Below are 21,595 nucleotides of genomic sequence, written 5' to 3'. Positions count from 1 at the left end.
ATAGGATGCCATTTTCTTGGGGTGAATTACTGAGCGGTGCCGGGATTATCGTTAGCTTGGGTGCCGCCTTTTTATTAGTCAAGTTGCTCATCAGCAATACATTACAGCAGGAAAAGTTTTTTAACGCACTGGGTAAGTGCTATACAGAGCTCGAATCATCCAGCGATCGACTAGACACGCTCTGTACTATTCTGGATAGAAGATTTTCCAACTACGAGGAAAACCATAAACAATCAGATCCATTGTTAATCAATAGTATACAGCGCTTTGATAAAGTAGCACAGGAGATCAGGGATCGCCTGGATGATTTGTTGCTATCGGAAGCCTCGGATAACATTATTGCTGAGCGATTGAGTGAGCCCGTGCTGCAAGAGCTGAATAAATTGCAAACACATCTAGAGCAAATGGCTGGTCAACTCCAGCGCAATAACAATTTGTCTGCTGACGAAAATGTCGAAATGGCTGCCATGAGAAAGCGGATTGAAAGCTATCAATCCATGATGATGAAAGCAAGATCAGAAGCCAAAGAGTCTGAAAACACCATAGCGGAATTGCGTCAGGAAATACAGCAACTACAGGTCATGAACAATCACCCACTGCAATCAGCCAATGATGCATTCACAAAAGAGCTACAATTCCAACTGAATGAAATGGAACAACAAAAACGCAGACTTGAGGAACAGCTTGCAGCATTAACCACAGAGAAACAGCGCAATGAAATCGAGAAACAATTCATTGAAGACCGATTTATGGAGTTATCCTAACGCAGATGCAAAACAAAAAAGCCACCCAAAGGTGGCTTTTTTGTTTACGCTCATTGTTCAATCAAATCAATGCATTGAACATTTCAAATGGTGGAGCTGGGGGGAATTGAACCCCCGTCCGCAAGCCCTCCACAGACAGTTCTACATACTTAGCTGTGTTGTTTATATTTAACCAGGCACCCACCAACGAGCAAGCAGATGACAAGCGAGTTGCCTTGGATTTAATGCCTTACCAAGCAACCCGGTAAAGCACGATCCTCTCTAAATGACGCTGCTGCCGGTTACCCGGCCCGACCGAGAGGCTCTTCGGTGCAGCGTTCAGCCGGGATTAAGCGGCTAAAGCGTAAGTTTCGTCGTTTGCGACTATACTTTTTCAGATGGATTTACGAGGGAACCTGAATCCTCGGTATGCCCTGCACTGCTTTGCAACCCACGTCGAAACCGGGTCAGCCCCAATACAGACTTTGGATTATACGCCTTAAACGGTGGTGAGCCAAACTTAAAGGCGCATTGCTTCGACATGGTACAATTTATAAATGTTCAAGAAAATTGTGATTTTTGGGGTAGGTTTAATAGGGGGCTCCATCGCGCTGGCCCTAAAAAAACACCCGGAGGCTCCTCACATTGTTGGTGTGGGCCGCGCTCAACAAAGCTTGCAGGAAGCACTGGATTTGGGTTTGATTGACAGTGCGGAAACGGATATTGCTTCTGCACTGCACGCGGCGGATCTGGTTATCATTGCCACTCCAGTGGCGCAGACGCCGGCGATTTTAAAGGCCATCCGCCCCTATTTGGACGAGTCGACCATTATCACAGATGCCGGCAGCACCAAGTCGGACGTGATGGCGTACGCGAGGGCCGAACTTGGGGACCAGGTTAATCAATTTGTGGGTGGTCATCCGATTGCTGGGGCGGAAAAAAGTGGTCCTGCCGCTGCCATGGCTGATTTGTATCTCGGTAAGAATGTCATTCTGACGCCTGATGCGCAGACCTCTAACTCAGCGCTGGATCAAGTCAGCATACTTTGGCAGCAATGTGGTGCAGTGGTTTCGCACATGAGTGCGCAAGAACATGACAGCGTATTTGCAGCCGTCAGCCATTTGCCGCACCTGCTTGCCTTCGCACTGGTGGAGGATCTGGCCAAGCGTAGCAATGCGGAATTGTTGTTCAAATTTGCCGCCAGCGGTTTCCGCGACTTTACGCGCATTGCAGGCAGTCATCCTGAGATGTGGCGGGATATTGCACTGGCTAACAAAACCGCCTTATTAAGTGAACTTAGGCTCTATCAACAAGCGCTCAGCGACATGACGGCACTCTTGGAGGCTGATGACAGTCGTGCTTTGCACGATTTGTTTGAACATGCCAGCCGTGCACGTAATGACTGGGCCAAGTCAAAAATTCAATAATTACCAATCGCTATGGAACAACTGCATTTACCCGCTGCCCACCAAGCCCAAGGCGCAATTACCTTGCCTGGCTCAAAAAGTATCTCAAACCGTACGCTATTGCTCGCAGCACTTGCTGACGGTGTCACTGTCATTCGCGACTTGCTCGCCTCAGACGATACCGCCAGAATGCTGGAGGCCTTATCAGCGTTAGGCGTCAAGCTGGAAAATATCTCTGAAAATGCCTGGCAAGTCACGGGCTGTGGCGGCAACTTTCCCAATAAGCAAGCGGATTTGTTTCTGGGCAATGCGGGGACGGCCTTTAGGCCCTTGACTGCCGCACTGGCATTCTCAGGCGGTGACTACCATCTGCATGGGATTGCGCGCATGCATGAGCGCCCGATTGGCGATTTGGTGGATGCCTTGCAACAGGTGGGCGCGCAAGTCAGCTACCTGGGGAATGCGGGCTACCCTCCCCTGCAAATTTCGCCAGCGCAGCTGGATGTCAGTCAAGCGATCAAAATACGAGGTGATGTCTCAAGCCAGTTTTTGACAGCCTTGTTGATGGCCTTGCCGCTAACAGGCCAGCCGGCCAGTATTGAAGTGGTAGGCGAACTGATCTCCAAGCCTTATATCGAAATCACGCTCAACCTGATGCAACGCTTTGGTGTGACCGTGCAACGGGATGGCTGGCAGCACTTTTACATTGCTGCTGGTGCGCGTTATCACGCGCCAGGAGAGATATATGTAGAGGGTGACGCGTCAAGTGCCTCTTATTTTATTGGTGCGGGTATTGTTGCGGGGGACGTCACCGTCAACGGCGTCGGCGCGCAAAGCATACAAGGCGACATCCGCTTTGCTGAAGCGGCCAACCTCATGGGCGGACGGATCAGCTATGGCGACAACCACGTGCGTGCTGAAAACACAGGCACATTGAAGGCGATTGACCTTGATTGTAATCACATCCCCGATGCGGCCATGACTTTAGCCGTGATGGCGATGTTTGTGCATGGCGATTCGGATCAGGACCGTACAACCACCCTACGCAATATCGCCAGCTGGCGCGTAAAAGAGACCGACCGCATTGCAGCCATGGCAACAGAGCTGCGCAAAGTCGGGGCCACAGTGGTCGAAGGCCCGGACTACATTCAGGTCACCGCCCCCTTGCAACTGACCCCTAACGCAGTAATTGATACCTATGATGACCACCGCATGGCCATGTGCTTTTCATTGCTCAGCCTGGCCGGCGTGCCCATTACCATTAATGACCCCAAATGTGTGGGTAAAACCTTTCCAGAGTACTTTAAGGTATTCGCCAGCATTGTTCGCTAGCCATTCTCAAGCCGCATACGCCCACTCATGCTCGTCAGGCTCTGCGGCAGGCGCCACGTCGTGAGAATGCTGATGCTGTTGCCAGGCACGCTCGTGAAAATAAAACACCACGGTGTTGCAGGCCGGTTCAACCAGCGCCATCAGCCCACCCACCAGCAGGCTGCCTGTGAAAAGATAGGCAATGGTGAACGCGACGCTAAAATGCAGCATGGCAAAAGACATGGTTTTAATCATGGTGTGCTCCTTATTAACGATGCAGCCATAATATAAAAGCCAAAAGTCAAAATCCAATTCATTGTTTTTAACTGATTGATAAGTAAAATTTATTATGAATAACCCTCTCCCTCCAGTCATTGCCATTGACGGCCCTTCTGCTTCTGGCAAGGGCAGCGTCGCTGAACGCGTGGCTACCCATTTTGGATTTCATTACCTGGACTCGGGTGCGATTTATCGTCTATTGGCTTATGCAGCTGCTCAACAAGCCGTGGCCTGGTCAAATGCTGATGCACTGGCTGATATCGCGACACAGATGCAGATCAAGTTTGAGCATGGCCAAGCTTATTTAAACGGCGAACAAGTCAGCCACCATATTCGTACAGAACAGATGGGCAAAGGGGCCTCTGAAGTCGCTGTCCACCCTGCCGTACGTACCGCGCTGTTGCAAACGCAACGCAATTTCAGGCAAGCCCCTGGGCTGGTTGGTGATGGCCGCGATATTGGCTCTGTCATTTTCCCGGATGCCGGATTGAAAATATTTTTGACAGCCGCGGTCGAAACGCGCGCAAAAAGACGCTACGATCAGTTAATTCAACGCGGCGATCACGCAGATTACGCTTTGATTCTAGCTGATTTGCAGCAGCGCGATTTACGCGATAGCCAGCGCGCAGTCGCGCCACTCAAGCAATTGCCAGATGCGGTTTTGCTGGACACCACCGACATCAATATTGAGCAAGCGGTGAATATCATTATCGAAGCATTTAAAAAAGCGGCGCAAACTAAATAAAAACACACATAAGTCATTGAACCCAATAATTTTTTTGTGTATAGTCTTGGATTCGGGTTGCTCAAGTCACGCTTGGGCAATATTTTTTAAACCTTTTCCATTGTTGGCGCTTTTGCCTTGCAATGGCTCGCTGCAAGATGCCTGTCTTCATGCGAGTAAAAATTGGACAATTTTTTAATGGCTTCTATTTCTAATACATCCTCTTCCATGGAATCTTTTGCAGCCCTCTTCGAAGAAAGCCTGGCCCGCCAGGAAATGCGCGCTGGTGAAGTAATCACCGCCGAAGTAGTTTCTGTAGACAATGATTTCGTTATCGTGAACGCCGGCTTGAAATCCGAGAGCGTAATTAACGCCAGTGAATTCAAAAACGCACAAGGCGAACTGGAAGTTGCCGTTGGCGACTTCGTTAAAGTAGCGATCGAAAAACTGGAAGATGGTTTTGGTTCTACACAACTTTCTCGCGAAAAAGCGAAGAAAATGCAAGCATGGCTGGATCTGGAAGAAGCCATGAACGAAGGCCGTGTAGTTAAAGGTTTTGTCAGCAGCCGTGTTAAAGGCGGTCTGCGCGTTTCTGTCAGCGGCATCATGGCTTTCTTGCCAGGCTCACTGGTAGACATTCGTCCAGTTAAAGACACCACTCCTTACGAAAACAAAGAGTGGGACTTCAAAGTCATCAAGCTGGATCGCAAGCGTAACAATATCGTGGTTTCCCGCCGTGCTGTGATGGAAGACACCTTGGGTGCTGACCGTGAAGCATTGTTGGGTAGCCTGACTGAAGGTGCTGTGATCAAGGGTATCGTTAAAAACATCACTGACTACGGCGCGTTCGTGGATCTGGGTGGTATCGATGGCCTGTTGCACATCACTGATTTGGCATGGCGCCGTGTGAAGCACCCATCTGAAGTGCTGACCGTTGGTGAAGAAGTTGAAGCCAAGATCCTGAAATTCGATCAAGAGAAAAACCGTGTTTCTCTGGGGATCAAACAATTGGGCGACGACCCATGGGTGGCATTGAGCCGCCGTTACCCAGTCGGTACACGCCTGTTCGGTAAAGTGTCTAACCTGACTGACTACGGTGCGTTCGTTGAAGTAGAACCAGGCATTGAAGGTTTGGTACACGTGTCTGAAATGGACTGGACCAACAAGAACATCCACCCGGGCAAAATCGCTCAACTGGGCGACGAAGTTGAAGTGATGATTCTGGAAATCGACGAAGACCGTCGTCGTCTGTCACTGGGCATGAAACAGTGCAAACCAAACCCATGGGATGATTTCGCTGCAACCCACGCTAAAGGCGACAAAGTTTCAGGCCAGATCAAGTCTATCACTGACTTTGGTGTGTTCATTGGCTTGCCAGGCGGTATTGATGGCTTGGTACACTTGTCTGACCTGTCCTGGACTCAGTCTGGCGAAGAAGCGATCCGCAACTTCAAGAAAGGTGATGAGCTGCAAGCTGTTATCTTGGGCATTGATGTTGAGAAAGAGCGTATCTCTCTGGGCGTTAAACAGTTGACTGAAGATCCAAGCGGCAACAGCGCACCAATTGGCGAAGACAAAGGTGGTAAACCAAAAGCCAAAAAAGCAAAAGCGGATGATGTCATGATTGATGAAGCTTCTGCCGGGACAACTAACCTGGGTGCTTTGCTGAAAGCCAAACTGGATAGCAAAAAATAAGAAGGCTTTAGATCATGACAAGATCTGAACTAATAGACCTGCTTGCCCAGCGCTTTCCGCAACTTGTGCTGAAAGACGCAGAGTTATCCGTCAAGACCATCCTTGATGCAATGACGGAAAACCTGGCAACAGGTGAGCGTATCGAAATACGCGGTTTTGGCAGCTTTAGCTTGAACTACCGCCCGCCTCGTTTGGGACGTAACCCGAAAACTGGTACCAAAGTACAGGTGCCAGCGAAATACGTGCCGCACTTTAAGGCTGGTAAAGAGTTGCGTGACCGCGTAGACGCGATCGAATCTTAATTTTTGTGATTCAGCAGTAAAAAACGGTATCTTCGGATACCGTTTTTTTTTGGCCGCTCAGACCGCTATTGATGGCGCATTGAGGAGCGCTTGGGTAAAATGTCATGTGATCAAACAAGAGAGCTTTTATGCTGGTTGAATTCGAGTATTGGTGGTTATTGATTCTGCCTCTGTTTTTTACATTGGGCTGGATTGCAGCCCGCGTGGATATCAAGCAACTGATTGCTGAATCCACCTCATTGCCAGCCACCTATTTTAAAGGTCTGAATCTGCTCATTGCTGACCAGTACCACAAAGCGGTAGATGCGTTCAGTGAAGCGCTTTATATGAATAAAGACTCGCTGGAACTGCACTTTGTACTGGGGAGCCTGTTTCGCCGCACAGGTGAGACAGACCGCGCGATTCACTTGCACTTAAACCTGCTCGAAAACTACGAACTCACCGAGCAGCAATCGACATCAATCAAAGTAGAATTGGCGCAGGATTACTTCAAGGCAGGCCTGTATGATCGTGCCGAAGAAATTTTTCAAACACTGCGCCATACTCGCTATGAACAAGCGGCCTTACGTCACCTGCTTGAGATTTATGTCAAGGAACGCGAATGGTCACTCGCCATTGGCATTGCCACCGAATTAGAGCGTTCGTCAGGCGTGTCTTACCGCAAAGAGGTCGCTCAGTATTATTGTGAATTGGCTGCAAATGCCATGATCAAGCAGGATTGGTCCTCTGCAAAAGTCCAACTCGAACAAGCGCTGGACGCCAATAAGAACTGTGTACGCGCAAACGTCTTATTGGGCGATATCGCTGCACATCAAGGCCACCATTCCGATGCAATTGCCCTCTGGAAACGCATAGAAATGCAGCATCCAGAACATCTGGGCCTGGTCGCGCAAAAAATGCTTAAAAGCTATGCTGCGCTGTATGGTGAAGAGGAAAGCGAAGGCGACCTCAAACTGTCCAGAGGCTTAAAGGAAGGCCTGAGCCAACTCCATTACTATCTGGAGTTGTATCAACTCAGTAGCATTATGTCGGTGTTGTATGAGGCCACCCTGCAGGCTGAAGGTGCGGATAAAGCGGCAAAACTCGCCCGCAATGAGTTGATCCGCAAACCCAGCCTCAAATCGCTGGATCAATTGCTCCAAGCGCGCGCCATGCTCCAGGATGAACAACATGATTTACAGTTGATGCAGCAAACCGTTCGCAATGCCATCGGCGACCGTGCCGCCTATTATTGCGACCAATGTGGTTTCCGGGCCAAACAATATCATTGGCAATGCCCAGCCTGTAATGCCTGGGAGTCGCTGCCGCCCGAACCCACTGAAGCGACCATTCGAGATATCAAGTTACTTAAACGAAAATAAAACCGTTTGGCGCCCTTCCCCAACCCGTTTCATTCCTAAGACAATTCCTTTATGACCGACAGTAAAATTGTTGTTGCCCTGGATTATGCAGATGCCAAATCGGCAATCGCGCTAGTAGATCGGCTGGACCCAAGCCTGTGTAAACTCAAGGTGGGTAAGGAACTGTTTACCGCCGCCGGGCCTCAGCTTGTCGAACAACTGGTTGCGCGGCAATACGATGTGTTCCTCGATCTCAAATTTCACGATATCCCGAATACTGTGGCAAAAGCCTGTCAGGCCGCCGCAAATTTAGGCGTATGGATGGTCAATGTTCACGCCAGTGGTGGGCAACCCATGATGCAGGCTGCACGTGAAGGCTTGGATAAGGCCTTTGGTGATCAAGCGCCGCTGCTAATCGCTGTCACGGTATTAACCAGTATGGACACGCCAACGTTGCATAGTTTGGGGATCCAGCGCACCCTGCCTGAACAGGTGCTCGCATTGGCCACACTGACACAACAATCTGGCTTAGATGGTGTAGTTTGTTCAGCACAAGAGGCCAGCATGCTCAGAAAAGCATTGGGGCCTGACTTTTGTCTGGTCACCCCGGGCATTCGCCCCAAGGACTCGGCAAAGGACGATCAAACCAGAATTGTGACGCCTGCAGATGCCATCGCATTAGGCGCCAGCTACTTGGTGATAGGCAGGCCAATTACACAAGCAGATGACCCAATTGTTGCATTAAATACAATTATTAAAAATATTTAACATTTTTAAATTAATTTAAGGGCATTAACCGTCCGATCATGAACGGGCTCAGTAGAATTAAAAACAGGCGCAATGCCTGTTTTTTTATACTTAACGATTCTGGAGGTCATATGATGAAAACGCTTATGGGTTACCTGATGTATTTCCTTTTATTGCCAGCCGCTTATGCGGTGGTTGATATCAATACGGCCAGCCAGGCTGAACTTGAAAGCCTGAATGGTATCGGTCCGGCCAAGGCGCAAGCCATCATTGAATATCGAAAAAAGAGTGGTGGCTTTAAGTCAGTGGAAGAGCTGGATCAAGTGCCAGGCATAGGCCAGGCAACCTTGGCAAACCTGAAGAAAGATGTAAGCGTCGGCGCCAAGAAAGCAACTGCGGCTGAGGCTAATAAAACCGAAAAAGTAGCAGAGAAAAAGAAATAACGATCTACATTAAACAAAAAGCACCCTATTGGGTGCTTTTTTTATTTGGCGGAGAGAGAGGAGTAAAGGCTTCAACAGATACATAAGCGACTGCCGTAACTATTGGAAATATATACAACCGTATGAGCATTCTATACACTACTTTTAGCAGGTATCCCATGCATAGCTTTAGTTCTCTTAATATACGTCCTTCGACTGCTCATTCTTAAAATCCTCAAACATGTCGCACCTGAGAGCAAGCTGAGTCTCATTGGTTTTATGTGCAATTGACCTGACGTTCTACTAACCCTAACCGCTTTCTTAATATGAGTAAAACTCTGTCCCTCTTAATACATACTTCTATCTTGCTAACCTTTGCCTCATGTACAACAACGTTCAAGGGCGACTATAAGTCCATCCATAATGGGCTTAAGGCCTGTAATGAATCATTTTGTATTCATCTAGATGAACGATTTGAGATGATTGTTTCTAGATATGACAGACAGGGAGCATTCAAAGAAAGAGACTTGCTCATACAGTCCCAACACAACTGGCTGATGCATCGGCAAGAAGTCTGCAATATTGATGCTTGGCGCTCATGCTATCAAAAGCTTACATAAGAACGTTCGGGGTACTTTTATCAGCAGGAATACTTAGCTGAGCTTGGGTTACCTCAGTGTAGTGTAATTAGTGGCGGGTATCCAAAAGACTCTAACATTGATGGAGAGCTTGTTTATTATCCAAGTGCGGTTACACGCTTCGTATGTAAATCAAAGTGTGAAAGCGGTGAAATAGCTAAAGCAAAGAAATATCCTGATACTTGGGCTTATTGTCAATTCGGCAAAGAGACGATTGCTTCGTACAACATCCAAGAGCCAGAACACTTAGCACCATTACCGTTTATTCCGAAAAGTGGTTTCGGTGTGCCTCAAGATGTTGAATAAGCTTTTGTCTGTCCACTTGGAGTACACCTTGACTGGATGTCAGGCAGCGGCCCTCATTCAGTCAGTTTATGATTCCTTGGACAATTAATTGACACATTCAACTAATAGTTTTCAGACGCTATACTTACAATCTTACCCAGTCAAAGGTTGGGCGTTTCCACAAGTTTTACTCCACCATCGTTTGAACCACTTCGCCTCTGATCTTTCAATCTTATTCTTGGGCTTGTTTAAGTCAATAATTATGCTTATAAAGCTTATAGTTCTCATGTTGAAGGCTTTTATAAAGCGAATTGATTCTGAACCATCATTCTTTATCAATACACCACAAAGCTCACGGTGCTCTTCATGCTCGTTATATGCCAGCTTTGTGAATTTATAAAGCTCTAAGTTGGCAGGATATTGATTGCGGATAATATCTTTGATTGCTTCGTCTGCAAACTCCTTATCCGGCATTGCTGCTATGGCTTGCCCGTCTGGCCTTTCTGTCATTGCATTCCGAAGACATTGTGTAATTTGATTGGAGGAGGTTGATGGGTCGTAGCATTTCAGTATTCCAGCCGCTTGAGCATGGCTACTAAAGATTAAGCAACACATTAACACTAGTGTTCTGCCTGCGTTTACGGTCATAGATATAGCGGTTATATTTAATTGTGGAGTTGCTATTGACCTTGATTATCGAGTGTACTGAAGACCACTACATCACGGTTAAGCGTAGAGATGTTGAATTATAAAACGGGGAGAGATAAGTAATATGTCAAAGTTGATGATTAGTATTTGTCTGGTTTTGCTTTCCTCCTGTGCAAATAAAGCCGTTAAAGAAATCGCTATACCCACAAAACAGGAAGATTTTAAATTTGACCGCTACAAGAGACTCACATGCGGCGGTTATGCAATCTTAGACTACGCATTGGAAATTGGAGAAAGTACATCGTACTACAAAGAGAACACCTCGGAGTTTGTATGTGAACATCCGAATAGTCCCTTACCATCTTGCCTTCCACCAAACTGGTATGCAAATGGATGCGATAAGTACGCTTTTGCTTACAGACGACTCGCAATTAAAAACTTCTCAAAAACCAAACCCTAAGCCCTCACCTCAGGCAACTCCTCCCAGCTAGAAAAGTTAGGACTCTTAAAGCCACGGACACCCTCAGAGGCCAGCTTAATAGTCCCTCGGGAATACTTGCTATTAATGGAGTCCATGAGAGTCATTAAAGCGTCCGCCCTAGCCCGCCCTTTACCAAACCCAAACATATCAGCCTGTCGCCCAGCGGCTGGCACTAACTCAGTTAGCATCACACCGCACATCTGATAATAGATGCCTGGCTTAAAGAGTTTCTTGAGAATCCAAAGGGCAACCCTATTTATCTGGACTGTTTGTCTGTAGGTGCTGGGAAGGCTAACGAGTGACTGGCCCCATAATACTCAGCTTCATCAAAGGGGCTATTCTGAATAAAGACCATCACAACACTGGCTATACGCATGTATTCCTGTGGACAGTTATGGATACCCTCTTTAAGTAACTCTCTCGCTACCTATTTTCTGAATAGTTGATTAAATCACAAGGGTATTCATATCTATATCTATCTTACTTAATTCAGGATTACCTTAAGTTTAACTCCAAGCGCCCCGCCCTCTCTCCATGTCTCGATTAAGCCGGACGAGTCTACAGCCTCAAAGGCAATACGATGAGCAAAAGGTGTTGTCAATGTGTTGAGGGTTGATGCTAAGCGTTACATTGTTTATTCCTTATATACGTTGAAAATGAATATCAACGAGCTAGGAACATCAGGCAAACGTAAGGTAAAAGCGCAAGGTAAAAATAAAAAACCTGTTATCCGTAACTTATTAATTAGTAACAGAAAACAGGCCTTATTTTACTGCTGGCGGAGAGAGAGGGATTCGAACCCTCGATAGAGTTGCCCCTATGCCACCTTTCCAGGGTGGTGACTTAAACCGCTCATCCATCTCTCCGAAAGAAGGCGGGATTATACCCATAAAAGTTAAAGACGCCAAATCATTTTATGGTGTAATCACTGGCGACTTTCACACTGCATATGGCCTGTTTAGGGCTAGCAAGATGTCAGGTCTGCTATCTTATAAAACAGTATAAAGTTGGCTAAAAAGCTTGCTTTTGTTATTTTTAAGGTTTAATGTTTAGCACACAAACACACGGCTAAGCCTTATAAAATAAGGTGTTAACGTATGTTTATCGCGATATCTAGTTGCGATTTGATGTAGGCGGTTTGGAGAGCAGTTCTGCTACGATATTAATAGAAAAAACACAGGAGTTACTATGAGTTTGGATCTTCTCAAGGCGATGGGCGTTAAAGTGCCCTATAAAGCCAAGTATGATAACTTTATCGGTGGAAAATGGGTTGCACCGGTCAAAGGTGAATATTTTGATGTCATCTCGCCTATTACTGGCAAGCCCTACACTCAAGCTGCACGTTCTAGCGCCGAGGATGTTGAATTGGCATTGGATGCAGCGCATGCAGCAGCCGATAAATGGGGCAAGACTTCTGTCGTTGATCGCTCCAACTTGTTGCTGAAAATTGCTGATCGCATCGAGCAAAACCTTGAGTTGATCGCGACTGCGGAAACCGTCGATAACGGTAAGCCTATCCGCGAAACCATGAATGCCGATATTCCATTGGCAGCAGACCATTTCCGCTATTTTGCCGGGGCGTTGCGTGCGCAAGAAGGCAGCATTAGTGAACTGGATGAACATACCGTTGCCTACCACTTTCACGAACCACTAGGCGTGGTCGGCCAGATTATTCCGTGGAACTTCCCTATTCTGATGGCCGCCTGGAAACTGGCGCCAGCTGTGGCCGCGGGTAACGTGGTGGTAATGAAGCCTGCAGAGTTCACGCCGATTAGCCTGCTGATCCTGATGGAAGTGATTGCTGATTTGATTCCACCTGGCGTCATCAACATCGTCAACGGCTTTGGCCGTGAGGTAGGTGCCCCACTCTCTACCAGCAAGCGTATTGCGAAAATCGCCTTTACTGGTTCGACAGCCACCGGCCGTTATATTGCCCAGGCTGCAGCCAGCAACCTGATTCCAGCAACCCTCGAACTGGGTGGCAAATCGCCTAACATCTTCTTTGAAGATATCATGTCTGCCGATGATGATTTCCTGGATAAAGCTGTAGAAGGCTTGGTGCTGTTTGCATTTAACCAGGGTGAAGTCTGTACCTGCCCTTCCCGTGCGTTAATTCAGGAATCCATTTACGACAAGTTTATGGAGCGTGTATTGCCACGTGTTGCCGCCATCAAACAAGGTAACCCACTTGACCCCAACACCATGATTGGTGCGCAGGCATCCCAAGACCAAGTGAACAAAATCCTCTCCTACATGGATATTGGTCGTCAGGAAGGTGCGCAGTTATTGTGCGGAGGTGAGCGTAATGTACTGAGCGGTGATCTGGCTGAAGGCTATTACATCAAGCCGACCTTGTTCAAAGGTCATAATAAAATGCGCATCTTCCAGGAAGAAATTTTTGGACCTGTGCTGGCAGTGACCACCTTTAAAGATGAAGCTGAAGCACTGAGCATTGCCAACGACACCATTTTCGGCCTGGGTTCAGGCGTCTGGTCGCGTGACGGCAGCCGCGCTTACCGTATGGGCCGTGGCATCAAGGCTGGCCGCGTTTGGACTAACTGCTACCACGCTTATCCTGCGCATGCCGCATTCGGTGGCTACAAAGAGTCCGGCATTGGCCGTGAAACGCATAAAATGATGCTGGACCACTACCAGCAAACCAAAAACCTGCTGGTCAGCTACAGCCCGAAAAAACTGGGATTCTTCTAAATCTTGGCGGGAATGCTAAAACAGACATTTGTTTGATCTAAAGGAGCGAATTTTTCGCTCCTTTTTTTATCTATCTATCACACTATAAACAGGGGAAGAGCATGACTGAACGTGTTTCTGCAACGCCAGCGGCCATCGCGCTCATTGAGCAATTAACCGCCCAGCATGGCCCAATTGTATTTTTTCAATCAGGCGGATGTTGTGAAGGCAGTGGCCCGATGTGCCTACCAGCCGCCGAATACATCGCCAGTCCGATGGATGTCAAACTGGGAACCTTGCCAGGTGGTGCTATTTTTTACATGAGTGACAGTCATTTCAGCTTTATGCACAGTACGCACACCATCCTCGATGCGATGCCGGGCTCGAGTGGCTCATTTTCACTCGATTGTGGCAGTGGCATGGCCTTTATCACGCGAGGCCGCTTATATTCGGATGAGGAACTCGCTGCGCTAAAACCTGAAGAGCGCGTCGGGCTTTAATACGTAGAAGTCTGCCTGATCAATAAAAAAGGCATCCTAAGATGCCTTTGCCAGGACGACACTGGATAAACGCTGTGAATTAAAAGCCCAGGCTTTCCAGCAGATCATCCACCTGTTCCTGATTGGCGACCACATCCACTGTGTTATGTGGATCAATTTGTGGACCATTCATCAAGGAGTCCTCGTCTTTTTTGGCCGCAGGAGAAAAATCTACCAACACTTGCACCAATTGTCTCTCCAGGTCTTGTGCCAGTGAGGTCACTTTTTTGATCACCTGGCCGGTCAGATCCTGAAAGTCCTGCGCCATCATGATATCCATCAGCAACGATTTGGTCGTCGATGTGTGTTGACTGACCAGTGACATATATTCCAGTGTTTCATGGACAACAGCATCGTATTCCGATTTGAGCGAAGCGCGCTGCATGACTTCTTCCCAGCGTTGCTTCAACACCGCAGCCCGATCAGATAACTCTGACTGTAAAGGCGTGGCCAGATCAGTGGCGTTCAGCACACGCTCAGCCGCCTGTTCAGTCATTTTTGCCACATAACTTAAACGGTCTCTGGCATCAGGAATTTCCTGCGCGACTTGTTCCAGCACCTTGTCATAGCCCAGTGCACTCAGATTATCGTGCAAGGAGCGGGTCATGTGTCCAATCCGGCTGATCATTTCCTCTTGCTGATTGGGACTCATCGTGGAAATCAGGTTAGAGGCAAGATCCATCGCCGCATGATCCTGATTCGGATTGATCGCTTCGGTCATGGTTACACCTCGCCTTTTTCCAATTTTTCAAAGATTTTGGATAACTTCTCTTCAAGTGTGGCCGCAGTGAAAGGCTTCACCACATAGCCACTCGCTTTGGCCTGGGCCGCAGCAATAATGTTTTCTTTTTTTGCCTCGGCAGTAACCATCAATACAGGCAATTTGGATAATTTGCTGTCTGCACGGATATTCTGCAACATGGTCAAACCGTCCATGTTGGGCATATTCCAGTCTGAAACCACGAATTCAAAGTCACCATTGCGCAACTTGTTGAGGGCATCTGCACCATCTTCTGCTTCTTCAACATTGTTATAACCAAGTTCTTTGAGCAGGTTGCGCACAATTCTACGCATCGTAGAAAAATCATCCACTACCAGAAATTTAGTATTTGGGTTGCCCATTTGTTACTCCGCTATCATTTAATTACTAATCCCGTAGCCTGTATTATGGAACGAACCATGGTCAATGCTAATCAGGATAAAGCTGGGATTTACCGGTTTATTCCTCACAGTACTATACGCGAATGGCGCGTTCACTGTTAGTTGCAAGATGTTGTAGCACCAGACGCGGTAAGTCTTTTAAATGCCCGACTTCGTGAACACCACCATGCGCAACCGCTTCGCGTGGCATACCATACACCACACAGCTTTCTTCGTTTTGGGCAAAATTGAAAGAGCCGGCATTCTTCATGCGCAACATGCCCGCGGCGCCATCTTTGCCCATGCCCGTTAAAATGATCCCGACGGCGTTTTTACCGGCGTTTGTAGCCGCTGAATCAAACAATACATCGACTGATGGCTTATGTCTATTCACCGGCTCGGCGTCAGATAAACGGGTGACATAGTTGGCGCCACTTCTGGCGAGCAGTAAATGCTGATCCCCTGGCGCGATATAGGCATGGCCAGGCAATACACGCTCACCATCTTCGGCTTCCTTGACGGCAATTTTGCACAGACTGTCCAGACGACTAGCAAAGGACTTGGTGAAGCCTGCAGGCATATGTTGGGTAATTAAAATGCCGGGGCAATCAGAAGGCATCTGCATTAAGAAGGACTTGATCGCTTCGGTGCCGCCAGTAGAGGCGCCAATAATCAGCAGTTTTTCACTACTGATGAGCGGATTGCGGATGGGACTTTGTTGCATCTGCGTATTAGACGCTTTGGCAATACTTTGCAAGGTGCTGATTTTTGCCCTGGCAGCAACACGGATCTTGTCAGTAATCTCGGCGGCATACTGCTGCATGCCCTGGGTAATGCCCATTTTGGGTTTGGTGACAAAGTCGGTGGCACCCAGCTCCAGTGCACGCAAAGTGATTTCAGAGCCTTTTTCTGTCAGCGTGGATACCATAAGCACGGGCATCGGACGCAAACGCATGAGTTTTTCTAAAAAATCCAGACCGTCCATGCGTGGCATTTCTACATCCAGCGTGAGTACATCCGGATTCAACTGTTTGATCATCTCGCGCGCGACCAGCGGATCCGGTGCGGTTCCAACCACTTCCAGATCCTTGGTGTCGTTAATGATTTCGCTCAACAAACTGCGTATCAATGCCGAGTCGTCAATCACCAGCACTTTTGTTTTCATGGCATAACCCCTTGTTTTAATTATTATTAGAACAAATCGATATCTCCACCCACATCGTTGGTTTGCAGCTTGCTGGAGTAAGCTTGCTCGCGCTTGACCAAGGTGTAGTTGTTCAATTGTTTCAGCTTTTTAACCAGTACTTTACCGGTTTTGGGAAAGAAATAAACCTTGCGGGGATAAATATCCAGCAAATCTTCGCCGGTGACTTTAATCCCTTCTTCTTTCAGATACTTTTTGACAAACGCAGCATTGCGATCACCCACGTTATTGGTGGTAAAGCTGCGCAAGACGTTGCCGCCCCCAAAAATTTTAGCTTCGAGGTTTTCGCGCTTGGCGCCGTTACGCAACAGCTGGTTGATCAAGACTTCCATGGCATAAGTGCCATAGCGCATCGACTCAGAAATCGGGCTGTCCTTGTCTGCACTGCCCCCCTCGGGCAACATGAAATGGTTCATGCCACCAATGCCGGTACGGCTGTCACGGATACAGGCAGAAACACAGGACCCAAGCACGGTGACAATCAACATGTCCTTGTCTGTGTAGTAATACTCCCCTGGTGAAATTTTGGCAGCATTGCAATTAAATGTTCTGTCAAAATACAGGGTGTTAGAAATTTCTTCTTGCATGACACTCATAGCGATTTCCGATGCGTAAAGAGGCTGGAACGTGCCGCGCCACTGGTTTTTAATTTATAGACGGTTTTTCCCAACAGTTGCAGGTGGTCGGACACATACAAAAAGTTTTCTGAATGGCCTGCCAATAACAAACTGTCTTCATGCATGAGGTTGACAAATTTTTCAATGATTTTGCCTTGTGTCGGCTTGTCAAAATAGATCATGACATTGCGGCAAAAAATCACATCAAAGACATCATGAAATGGCCATTGTGCATCCAGTAAATTCAATTGGTGAAAATGAATCAGGTCACGGGCGGCTTTTTTGACACGGACCAGGCCGTCATGCTTGCCTGTGCCACGTTCAAAAAATTTGCGTACACGACCGTCATCCATTTTCTTGACCCGGTCTAGCGGGTACACGCCTGCACTCGCCGTCGCCAGCACATTGGTATCAATGTCTGTGGCAACAATTTCTACAGGCGGTTTCAAGCTATTAAACGCTTCGCAAGCGGTGATCGCAATCGAATAAGGCTCTTCGCCTGTCGATGCCGCAGAACACCAGATACGTAGCGGTTTTCCTCGCCGGTTGGCTGACAGCTTCACCAGATGTTCGGCCAAAATCGGAAAATGATGTTCTTCCCGAAAAAACGAGGTCAAATTAGTGGTTAGCGCATTGGTAAATGCCTGCCACTCATCCGCATTGTTCTGCTGCTCGAGCGTGTCCAGATAGTGTTTGAAACTATTCATGTCCAGCGCGCGCAAACGCCTTCCGATTCGGCTGTAGACCATATCGGTCTTTGCATCGGATAATGAAATGCCTGCATGGCGATAAATCAGACTTTTAATTCTGACGAAATCATCGCGCGTAAACAAAAACTCGCGATCTTCTTGCTCTTGTTTTTTTAATGCACTCACTTCGTTATCCTATGCAAATCCGCGGGCATACACTGCCAGAATTAAGCGCGTGTCGTGTTGATACGCTCTCTCATTTGTGAAATGGCCAAATCAACTTGCTGATCATCTTTAACTTGGGTTTCATAGCTGTTTTTTGCATGCTTGCTGCGCTCTTGCATTTGAGAAATTGCTAAGGCAGCAGCTTTGTCTTCAGCACGACGGTTTTGTGCTTCCGGAGTTTGTGCAGCAAATGGATGCAGCGCTTCCTTGTACTGCTTCACAACGTCAGCAGCTTTAGGCTCACGCGCAACGGCGGCTTTAATCGCCATTTTTGTTGCACGGTAGTTCCAGTCCTGGATACGGTCATCCATGTCAGCTTTACTGTCGATGAATACACCAACACAGATAAACACATCATCTGCTTCTTCCAATGGGATCGTGCCATCAGCGACGCAATCCATCACAGCCATGGCTACACCACGTTGTGCCGGGCCAAACATTTGTGTTGCCTGACGGCCATCTTTGATGGTCACCTTGTTAAACATTACGGTGTTTGGTTTTACCATCATATTTGGCGCTGCAATCGCCAACAAACCGTTTACGCCTTGTTTTTGGTCGGTGAGCGTACGACAAAATGCGTCTTCTGCAGCGCTACCGCGTGGACCCATAATCAAGTCAATGTGGGCCACATTTTTCAAATCCAAACCACCTTCTGGACGCTCTTCGATGACTAAACCTTCGCCAATCAATACTCGATCAATCACTGCCATTTTTAACTCCTGATATAAAAAGTACTACTTTATTAAAGGGCGTTCGCTACCCTGCCCTAACCGTTGCTGACCTGACGATAATCATCGTCCCAGTCTGCATTTCCTGCGCGATGGCTGGACGCTTTTGCCTGTCCATCCACAATAAATACCCCTACTGCGCTAGCCAACTCATTTGCGTGATCCATCAGGGATTCTGCAGCCGCAGCAGCCTCTTCAACCAAAGCTGTGTTTTGCTGCGTCACATCATCCATGCGGATCACCGCATCGTTGACCATGGCGATGCCGGTACTTTGCTCATTCGATGCCGATGCAATTTCACCAATAATCACACTGACCCGTTTCACGGAATCCACGATTTCATGCATCGTGTTTCCAGCTTCCTGCACCTGACGGCTACCTTCTGCTGTTTTGTTCACGGAGTCAGTAATCAATTCTTTAATTTCACGTGCGGCTACGGATGAGCGTTGCGCAAGGCTACCCACCTCGGCCGCCACCACTGCAAAACCACGACCTTGCTCACCGGCCCGGGCTGCTTCTACCGCTGCATTTAGCGCCAGAATGTTGGTCTGGAAGGCAATGCCGTCAATCACGGAAATAATGTCTTCAATCTTGCGGGCACTCTCATTGATATCACTCATTGTGGCCACCACCGCACCGACAACCTCGCCACCTTTGACGGCAACTTGTGAGGCCTGTGCAGCTAAATTATTCGCCTGCTTGGCGTTTTCGGCATTCTGCTTCACTGTCGATGCGAGCTCGTCCATACTGGAAGCTGTTTTTTCCAGGTTGGCCGCTTGGTCCTCCGTACGGCGACTCAAGTCGGCATTGCCCTGGGCAATTTCCTTGGCAGCAATATTGATAGATTCCGCTGCGGTTTTCACCGTCAACACTGGCTCTACAATCATGTCCAGCGTATTGTTCATGCCTTGCACAATCTTGCGATAATCACCTGGGTGTCTGTCTGCATTGGCGCGGACGGTGACACGACCCTCTTTGGCGGCTTCAGCAAGCATTTGGGCGTCTGCATTCAAGGCTTTCAGGTTGCTGCGCACTTGCTCTATGGTTTGATTGATTTTTGCCTTGAGGCCCGGGAACTGCTCCAGCGGTGCATCAAAATTACCATCACCAAACGCTTGTACGCAGGCCATGGCTTTTTGATTCAACTCGATATGTCCAGCCACGATATTGTTGATACTTTCAGCCAATAATGAGAACTGGCCTTTAAACATGTCTGCACGCAGGGTCATATCAATATTGCCTTTTTCGTGCTCGGCATTGACCCAGTTTACAGAGTCTACAATCCCTTTCAGGTTGCCGCGGATACGATCTACGCTCTTGTTCATGGCGGCTTTCTTGCCTGGCATGGCTTCCAGTTGCGCCGTCAGGTCACCCCGGCCAATACTGTCCATGACTGCAATAAAGCGCTCGGTTTCGGTCACATAGCCATGAATCATGCGATTCACAACGTCAGCCACCACTTTAAAATCACCCTGCAATTGACCGCTATTCAAACGCGCATCCGTTTCACCTTCGGCATGGTTTTTAGCCATTGCTGTCAGATCCTGAATCAATGCCTGTACGTTAGATTTGAGGCCATCGAAGCCTTGATTGAAGGCATGCAAATGTTCTGGCAAGCGTTCAAGCTGCGTATTCAGCTCACCACGACCCAGCGCCTCAACGGCGCGGCCGGCTTTTTCCATACTGGCCACATGCATGTTTAACAGATGGTTCACGCTTGCGGCAGACTGGCTCAGCTCCCCTGCAAACGCAGTCACATCCAGCTGCGCGTTAAGGTTGCCTTTGGCATGCTCGGCTTCTATCAGCGCCAATTGCTGTTTGAAGTTTGCAAAACCGGCTTTTGACTGATTGATTGCATCTGCCACAGAGGCTGTGGCTGCGCTTGTCTGCACAGCAAAGTCACCCTGCGCAAGAGATTGTGCGGCTTGCAGTGTTTGCAAGGGCTCGCCACCTACCACGTGCTTCACTGAAGCGGTCAGACTGCATGCCATGAATATGGCCAACAGCGTTAATCCTGCATGAAGCATGAAACCCATACCTGAACCGGTATTTAAAACCAGTGGTGCCAACAGACTGCATACCAGCACGCCCAGTATCATCGTCAGTTGTAATGAAAGCTTAGTACGAGAAAGTCTTCCCGCAAGCGCACCCCATTGATCAGCGAACATGCGTTTCACTCCTTTTTTCCAGATCCAGATAATTTATTATTTGGTCTATTTATCGACCTATGTCAGCGATTATTCAGCATGCAAGCCACTTTTGAATTGCATGTAAAAAGGGGAAATTTGGTTCTTTTGCGGTAATTGCCCCCCTAAAGAAATTCTTATCGTCGTAATTACTTACCTGGCAGGGTGGTTTTGATCATGGGGATTATTCGAGCCATTTAGCCTTTGCAGCAGCAAACAGGGGGATTTAAGCTCTATGTGCTGCTACAGAAAGCAATTTGGCGCTTAAAAACTTTCCCAGCTATGATCGTGCGTGCCCGTTTTGAGCAACTTGCCCAGATCACCAGCGCCACGGCTTGGGCTGACTTTATGTCTATGCATGGCAGTCAGGTTGACTGCATGTTTTTTCTCAGACGCGCGGTGCGTGTTTGCGTGCGCACTGGAAAACCCGCCAGCGGCCACGCCCTCAAGTTTAAACTGACTAATGGCATCGGCTAATTGATTGGCCTGATCGACCAGGGATTCAGCCGCAGCAGCGGCCTCTTCAACCAGTGCAGCGTTCTGCTGGGTGGTTTCATC

21 protein-coding genes, 1 tRNA gene, 1 other RNA gene and 1 pseudogene are annotated in these 21,595 nt (G+C 48.1%); 11 read left to right on the top strand and 13 right to left on the bottom strand.

The window, feature by feature from the left end:
- Positions 1-5: 5 nt before the first annotated feature.
- Positions 6-764, top strand: a complete 759-nt coding sequence (locus tag ACT53C_RS09220; protein WP_476145637.1) for a hypothetical protein — start codon at positions 6-8, stop codon at positions 762-764.
- Between the two features lie 88 nt (positions 765-852).
- On the opposite strand, the gene ssrA is transcribed toward ACT53C_RS09220, so the two are convergent.
- Positions 853-1,218, bottom strand: a transfer-messenger RNA (tmRNA) gene (gene ssrA, locus ACT53C_RS09215).
- 82 nt (positions 1,219-1,300) lie between these two features.
- Between ssrA and ACT53C_RS09210 the strand changes: the two genes are divergently transcribed.
- Together ACT53C_RS09210 and aroA are read left to right on the top strand one after the other, a co-directional pair.
- Positions 1,301-2,170: a prephenate dehydrogenase gene (locus ACT53C_RS09210; protein ID WP_476145636.1), complete on the top strand. Its 870-nt coding sequence runs from the start codon at positions 1,301-1,303 to the stop codon at positions 2,168-2,170.
- 12 nt (positions 2,171-2,182) lie between these two features.
- Positions 2,183-3,481: a 3-phosphoshikimate 1-carboxyvinyltransferase gene (aroA, locus tag ACT53C_RS09205; RefSeq protein WP_476145635.1), complete on the top strand. Its 1,299-nt coding sequence runs from the start codon at positions 2,183-2,185 to the stop codon at positions 3,479-3,481.
- A gap of 6 nt (positions 3,482-3,487) precedes the next feature.
- On the opposite strand, the gene ACT53C_RS09200 is transcribed toward aroA, so the two are convergent.
- Positions 3,488-3,715 (bottom strand): DUF2061 domain-containing protein, encoded by a 228-nt coding sequence (locus ACT53C_RS09200; RefSeq protein ID WP_275355173.1) that lies wholly within the window; start codon positions 3,713-3,715, stop codon positions 3,488-3,490.
- Positions 3,716-3,809: 94 nt separating this feature from the next.
- On the opposite strand from ACT53C_RS09200, the gene cmk reads away from it, so the two are divergent.
- The 6 genes from cmk to ACT53C_RS09170 all read left to right on the top strand — a co-directional run bounded on the left by cmk (position 3,810) and on the right by ACT53C_RS09170 (position 8,990).
- Positions 3,810-4,484, top strand: a complete 675-nt coding sequence (gene cmk / locus ACT53C_RS09195; RefSeq protein WP_476145634.1) for a (d)CMP kinase — start codon at positions 3,810-3,812, stop codon at positions 4,482-4,484.
- A 207-nt stretch (positions 4,485-4,691) separates the two neighbouring features.
- On the top strand, positions 4,692-6,158 hold the full coding sequence (gene rpsA / locus ACT53C_RS09190) for a 30S ribosomal protein S1 (RefSeq protein WP_018985242.1): 1,467 nt from the start codon (positions 4,692-4,694) through the stop codon (positions 6,156-6,158).
- Between the two features lie 14 nt (positions 6,159-6,172).
- Positions 6,173-6,460 carry an integration host factor subunit beta gene (locus ACT53C_RS09185; protein WP_018985241.1) on the top strand — a complete coding sequence of 96 codons (288 nt, stop codon included), beginning with the start codon at positions 6,173-6,175 and terminating at the stop codon, positions 6,458-6,460.
- Between the two features lie 128 nt (positions 6,461-6,588).
- Positions 6,589-7,821 (top strand): lipopolysaccharide assembly protein LapB, encoded by a 1,233-nt coding sequence (gene lapB / locus ACT53C_RS09180; protein WP_194746693.1) that lies wholly within the window; start codon positions 6,589-6,591, stop codon positions 7,819-7,821.
- A 51-nt stretch (positions 7,822-7,872) separates the two neighbouring features.
- Positions 7,873-8,568 carry an orotidine-5'-phosphate decarboxylase gene (gene pyrF, locus ACT53C_RS09175; RefSeq protein WP_379076282.1) on the top strand — a complete coding sequence of 232 codons (696 nt, stop codon included), beginning with the start codon at positions 7,873-7,875 and terminating at the stop codon, positions 8,566-8,568.
- 110 nt (positions 8,569-8,678) lie between these two features.
- Positions 8,679-8,990 carry a ComEA family DNA-binding protein gene (locus ACT53C_RS09170; RefSeq protein ID WP_194746691.1) on the top strand — a complete coding sequence of 104 codons (312 nt, stop codon included), beginning with the start codon at positions 8,679-8,681 and terminating at the stop codon, positions 8,988-8,990.
- Between the two features lie 1,055 nt (positions 8,991-10,045).
- Here the strand turns inward: ACT53C_RS09170 and ACT53C_RS09165 are convergent.
- The 3 genes from ACT53C_RS09165 to ACT53C_RS09155 form a co-directional block, all read right to left on the bottom strand.
- Positions 10,046-10,402: a hypothetical protein gene (locus tag ACT53C_RS09165; protein ID WP_275355188.1), complete on the bottom strand. Its 357-nt coding sequence runs from the start codon at positions 10,400-10,402 to the stop codon at positions 10,046-10,048.
- 594 nt (positions 10,403-10,996) lie between these two features.
- Positions 10,997-11,116, bottom strand: coding sequence for a DUF4113 domain-containing protein (locus ACT53C_RS09160; protein WP_476145633.1), 120 nt, complete (start codon positions 11,114-11,116; stop codon positions 10,997-10,999).
- 681 nt (positions 11,117-11,797) lie between these two features.
- Positions 11,798-11,887: transfer RNA gene (locus tag ACT53C_RS09155), tRNA-Ser, on the bottom strand.
- Positions 11,888-12,209: 322 nt separating this feature from the next.
- Between ACT53C_RS09155 and exaC the strand changes: the two genes are divergently transcribed.
- Both exaC and ACT53C_RS09145 read left to right on the top strand, forming a co-directional pair.
- Positions 12,210-13,730: an acetaldehyde dehydrogenase ExaC gene (exaC, locus tag ACT53C_RS09150; RefSeq protein ID WP_194746687.1), complete on the top strand. Its 1,521-nt coding sequence runs from the start codon at positions 12,210-12,212 to the stop codon at positions 13,728-13,730.
- Between the two features lie 101 nt (positions 13,731-13,831).
- Positions 13,832-14,209: a DUF779 domain-containing protein gene (locus ACT53C_RS09145; RefSeq protein ID WP_194746686.1), complete on the top strand. Its 378-nt coding sequence runs from the start codon at positions 13,832-13,834 to the stop codon at positions 14,207-14,209.
- 79 nt (positions 14,210-14,288) lie between these two features.
- On the opposite strand, the gene cheZ is transcribed toward ACT53C_RS09145, so the two are convergent.
- From cheZ to ACT53C_RS09105, 8 genes and pseudogenes are all read right to left on the bottom strand, one after another.
- Positions 14,289-14,969, bottom strand: a complete 681-nt coding sequence (gene cheZ / locus ACT53C_RS09140; RefSeq protein WP_194746685.1) for a protein phosphatase CheZ — start codon at positions 14,967-14,969, stop codon at positions 14,289-14,291.
- A gap of 2 nt (positions 14,970-14,971) precedes the next feature.
- Entirely contained in the window at positions 14,972-15,370 is a 399-nt protein-coding gene (cheY, locus tag ACT53C_RS09135) for a chemotaxis response regulator CheY (protein ID WP_194746684.1), read from the bottom strand.
- 112 nt (positions 15,371-15,482) lie between these two features.
- The gene (locus ACT53C_RS09130; RefSeq protein ID WP_275355195.1) at positions 15,483-16,553 is read right to left on the bottom strand and encodes a protein-glutamate methylesterase/protein-glutamine glutaminase; all 1,071 of its coding nucleotides are present in this window, start codon (positions 16,551-16,553) and stop codon (positions 15,483-15,485) included.
- Positions 16,554-16,579: 26 nt separating this feature from the next.
- On the bottom strand, positions 16,580-17,188 hold the full coding sequence (gene cheD / locus ACT53C_RS09125) for a chemoreceptor glutamine deamidase CheD (RefSeq protein WP_124551641.1): 609 nt from the start codon (positions 17,186-17,188) through the stop codon (positions 16,580-16,582).
- Complete coding sequence (locus ACT53C_RS09120; RefSeq protein ID WP_476145632.1) at positions 17,185-18,084, bottom strand: CheR family methyltransferase; 900 nt, start codon at positions 18,082-18,084, stop codon at positions 17,185-17,187. Before ACT53C_RS09120 ends, cheD begins: the two co-directional genes overlap by 4 nt.
- A 41-nt stretch (positions 18,085-18,125) precedes the next feature.
- The gene (gene fae, locus ACT53C_RS09115) at positions 18,126-18,833 is read right to left on the bottom strand and encodes a formaldehyde-activating enzyme (RefSeq protein WP_194746681.1); all 708 of its coding nucleotides are present in this window, start codon (positions 18,831-18,833) and stop codon (positions 18,126-18,128) included.
- Positions 18,834-18,889: 56 nt separating this feature from the next.
- The gene (locus ACT53C_RS09110) at positions 18,890-21,019 is read right to left on the bottom strand and encodes a methyl-accepting chemotaxis protein (RefSeq protein ID WP_476145631.1); all 2,130 of its coding nucleotides are present in this window, start codon (positions 21,017-21,019) and stop codon (positions 18,890-18,892) included.
- Between the two features lie 282 nt (positions 21,020-21,301).
- Positions 21,302-21,595: pseudogene (locus ACT53C_RS09105) on the bottom strand (methyl-accepting chemotaxis protein); the annotation flags it as partial.

This window comes from Methylophilus sp. DMC14 (assembly GCF_056314085.1).
This window is presented reverse-complemented; position numbering and strand designations above follow the sequence as displayed.